Source organism: Mesorhizobium sp. M8A.F.Ca.ET.021.01.1.1 (assembly GCF_003998025.1).
In the GTDB taxonomy this organism is placed as follows: Bacteria; Pseudomonadota; Alphaproteobacteria; order Rhizobiales; family Rhizobiaceae; genus Mesorhizobium.
Genome location: NZ_RZSJ01000564.1, coordinates 1 through 3972, shown reverse-complemented (window position 1 = coordinate 3972; position 3972 = coordinate 1). Strand labels below are relative to the sequence as shown.

General features: G+C 62.2%; 3 protein-coding genes. 2 read left to right on the top strand and 1 reads right to left on the bottom strand.

What is annotated here, in order from left to right; genetic code table 11:
- Together EOA36_RS29805 and EOA36_RS29800 are read left to right on the top strand one after the other, a co-directional pair.
- Positions 1–2396 (top strand): AAA family ATPase (locus tag EOA36_RS29805; RefSeq protein ID WP_127280548.1); only part of this gene is annotated, 2396 nt, incomplete at its 5' end.
- Positions 2397–2415: 19 nt separating this feature from the next.
- On the top strand, positions 2416–3096 hold the full coding sequence (locus tag EOA36_RS29800) for a peroxiredoxin-like family protein (RefSeq protein ID WP_127280547.1): 681 nt from the start codon (positions 2416–2418) through the stop codon (positions 3094–3096).
- Positions 3097–3156: 60 nt separating this feature from the next.
- Here EOA36_RS29800 and EOA36_RS29795 read toward each other — a convergent pair.
- A partial coding sequence (locus EOA36_RS29795; RefSeq protein ID WP_145969376.1) for an adenylate/guanylate cyclase domain-containing protein occupies positions 3157–3972 on the bottom strand: 816 nt, incomplete at its 5' end.

Here is a 3972-nt window from a genome sequence, read left to right as displayed (position 1 = left end):
ATGCGGAACTCAACAGAATGCTGGCGAGCCTCGACCAGGCGTGCGGCGGCTCGGCCCAACTTGTCCGCCTCGTCGGAGAAGCCGGTATCGGGAAATCGCGGCTGGTGAGGGAGTTCGTCACCCGGGTCGGCGACGACGATCGTTTTCGCAACGTCGCCGTGCGACAGGCCACGTGCTCACCGCTGGGCGAACAATCATTTGGCGCCCTGGGCGCAGTGGTGCGCAGCGCTGCCGGGATGATGCAAAACGACAATGGGGACGAAATGCGGGGGAAGCTCGCAGCCTTGCTGACCGATCTCGGCCTGCGGGGCGACGAGGCGAAGCGGCTGATGCCTTTGCTCTATCATGTGCTCGGCCTTGGCGACCCCGATGCCACCTTGCAGCATGTCGAGCCCGAGCAGTTGCGGCGGCAAATTCTCTACGCGGTCCGCACAATCATCGAACGGCGGCTTGCGTTGTCGCCGCTGCTGATCGTCGTCGAAGACCTGCACTGGGCCGACGCCGTATCGCTCGAGGCACTGCGTTTCGTGATGGACAGGCTGGAGCGCACGCGGTTGATGCTGCTGGTCACGCATCGTCCGGCGCCGGACAATGATCAGCTCGACTCAAGCCGGGTCAGTCACACAGCGCTCAGGCTTTCGCCGCTCAGCAGCCATGACGGACGTAGCATGGTGGCAGCACTTTTCGGCGATAGCTGGGTAAACTCCGCGGGCGGGCTTCTCGACCAGATCCTTGAGCGCGCCGGCGGCAACCCGCTTTTTATCGAGGAGATCGTTCGCGGCCTTATCGATCGCGGTGTATTGATGCGCGAAGGCCAGCGATGGCGGACGGTGGCGGGCGAAGTCGCAACCGGCATTCCCGCCACCATCCAGGCAATGTTGCTTGCTCGTGTCGACCGGCTGCCCCAGGAGGTGCGCCGGTTGGCCCAGGAAGCCGCGGTAATCGGCCCGCGCTTCGATGCCACGCTTCTGAAAACCGTGACGGCCGATCCCGGCCGGCTGGAGGCCGGCTGCGAACTGCTTTGCGATGCGGAGATCATCGAAGAAGTTGCCGGATCAGGCTCGGTCTCGTCGCAAAGCTACCGCTTTACGCAAACATTGCTGCAGGACGTGATCTACCAGAACCTGCTCCTGCAACGCCGGACCGACATCCACGGCCGTGTCGGTGTCGCCCTGGAGCAACTGTGCGGCGACAAGCCCGAACGGCTCGAGGATTTGGCCGTGCTCGGTCATCATTTCGCACAGAGCGCCGAGCGGGAGAAGGGCGCGCATTACCTTCAGGCGGCGGGAGATCGCGCTCGCATGATATACGCCAATGACGACGCCCTTCGTTTCTACGACCGAGCCCTGACCGCGTTGGGCGCGACCGGGCAAACACCGCTCAAACTGGCAATTGCAGAGCGCATTGCCGATTTGAGCGGCCCGGCAGGCCGCCGCGAGATCGCGCACCGCCACTACGAGGCGGTGTTGCAGGCGTACCGCGGGTCAGCAGACCGCGTCGCGTCGGCGCGCGTTTTGCGCAAGATCGGTCGGCTGCTCTGGGACGTCGGCAAGCGGGACAAAGCGGAATCCCGCTATGCTGAAGCGGCGGCGCTCCTTGATGGAGCGGATGCGCCGATCGAGCAGGCGCATCTCTGGCAGGAACGCGGCCGGCAGGCATTCCGGAGCGGAGATCACGCTCTCGCGGCAAGATGGGCGGACGCGGCGCTCGATTGCGTACGCAGTCTGACAACGGAACAGGTCTCCGATGACGCCACCCTCGTGACCGCCGAGGCACTTAACACCAAGGCCGTTGCGCTGGCCCGCCTCGGCCGAAACCGTGAAGCCGTGGGTCAGGTTGAGCGCAGCATTGAATTGGCCGAGGCCGCCGGTCTGCTCGGCGCGGCGTGTCGCGGCTACACCAATCTCGGCGTGCTTTACACGACCATCGATCCGGCAAAGGCGATGGAGGTCTGCCGGCGCGGTCTGGAGGTGGCGCGCCGTATTGGCGATCAGGGTTTTCAGGCGCGCCTCCTCGCCAATCTGGCTGTCGCTTGTTGTACTTTCACGGATCGCTGTCCAACGGAGGGCGTGCCTGCTGCCGAGAAGGCCATCGAGATCGACCGGGCGCTCGACCAGCGCGAGCACCTGCCGGTGCCGTTGATCGTGCTTGGGCAGATCCACCAGTGCAACGGCCATCCGGAACTGGCGGTCGGCTTGTTCCACGAAGCACTGGACGTCGCCCGCGAAACGGGCGAACCCCAATTGCTGTTTCCGTGCTATGATGGTCTCGCAACGCTTAATCTCGACCTCGACAATCTGGCCGAGGCCGAACGCTACTTTTCCCTGGCGCAGGGTATATGCGCCCAGCACGGGCTCGACCCGGAAGCGCTTGTGGTGCTGCCTTTTCTCGACTAGCCGGGGTTGGAGGTTGGAAATGTCCGCGCCTAGTGACTTGGTGCCGCTTCAACCGGGCGACCGCGCGCCGAACGTGGTACTCGATGCCATTACCCAGGAAGGCAAGATCGCGCTCGACGACTTCCGCGGACAAAGACCGGTTCTGGTCGGCCTGTTTCGAGGTCTGCATTGTGCGTTTTGCCGGCGCCATATCGCCGCCCAGGCGCGGCTTGATCCGGAACTGCGCGAAAAGGGCGTGGAGAGCCTGACGGTGGTCAACACGCCGATCGAACGGGCGCGTCTCTATTTCCGCTACCATCCGATGCCGAATCTGCTGGCGGCCTCCGACCCGAAACGCGCTTCACATCGTGCTTTTGGACTGCCCAATCTCGAATTCACCCAAGACGAGACGAACTGGCCGTACAGGGTCTCGATGGCAGCGGCAAAGGATATGCGGGTCGACGTGCCAGGCGAGTTGCCCGGTCCTATGGATCCTTTTTCCGCCAGCGAAATCCTCAACAACAAGGACCATTACGAAGTCACCGAAGCCGACGAGCAGATGATGGCAACCGGACACGGACAACTGATCGGTCAGTTCCTGCTGGACAGGCAGGGGATCGTCCGCTGGAGCTTCACGGAGGTTCCAGAGGGTGGGCGTTACATGTTTGGGGCGCCAAACCCGCAGGAGCTGATGTCAGCCGTGTCCCAAGTCGCCCAATAGACTGTCGGAATATGGGCTTGAGATGCGTGGGCTCCAGGGGTCGGCATTGCTAAGCGGCAATCAGGCCGGGAGCCGCCACATTCGCACGCGGCCTGCACCACGCAATTCCGTTTCCTCGAGTGGGTCGCAAGCAAAATTTGGCCCAAGCATTTGGCGCGTTGCATCCGAAATGCGGATTTCATCGGGCTCCGCGGACGTTTGAATACGCGAGGCGAGATTAACGGTCTCGCCCCACAGGTCATAGGCGAACCGCCTCTTGCCTATGACGCCCGCGACGATTGGGCCTGAGTGAATTCCGATTCTGAGTCTCAGCGGTTCTCCTGCGAAGCGTTCGCGCCTAACCGCCTTGCGCAGCTCGAGTGCATAGCGTGTGAGGGCCTTTGCATGGTCGGATCGCGCGGTGGGCAGGCCGGCGACCACCATCACACAATCGCCGATTGTCTTGATCTTTTCGCAGCCATATCGTTCCGAGAGCCGATCCGCGGCCTTGAAGAAGTAATTTAAAATAGCGAGCGTCGTCACGGCTCCGACGCTCCGCGCTCGTTCCGTAAAACCGACTATGTCGGCAAAAAGCACACTCACTTCCGCGTGGTTGTCAGCAATTTTTTTGTGCGCTTTCAACCGCTCCGCGATCGACGCCGGAAGAATGTTGAGGAGCAGGGCTTCGGCGCGCTGGTATTCACGCGCCAATCCCTCCTGGCTCTTCCTCAATGCCTCGTTCGTCGATTGTAATTTCTCGTTGAGTTGACGCTCCCTCTCTTGCAGGAGTGTCATTTCATAAGCCTTTTGTTGAAGCCGCTGCCTATTGTCGCGTTCGGCAGTGGCGTCAAGAAAGAGCAGCCACACGCAGGCATCGTCAGCAAAAAAATGGAGGTC

Bases quoted from the DNA above. Each gene is read 5' to 3' on its own strand.
- EOA36_RS29800 (WP_127280547.1), top strand. From the start codon at position 2,416: ATGTCCGCGCCTAGTGACTTGGTGCCGCTTCAACCGGGCGACCGCGCG.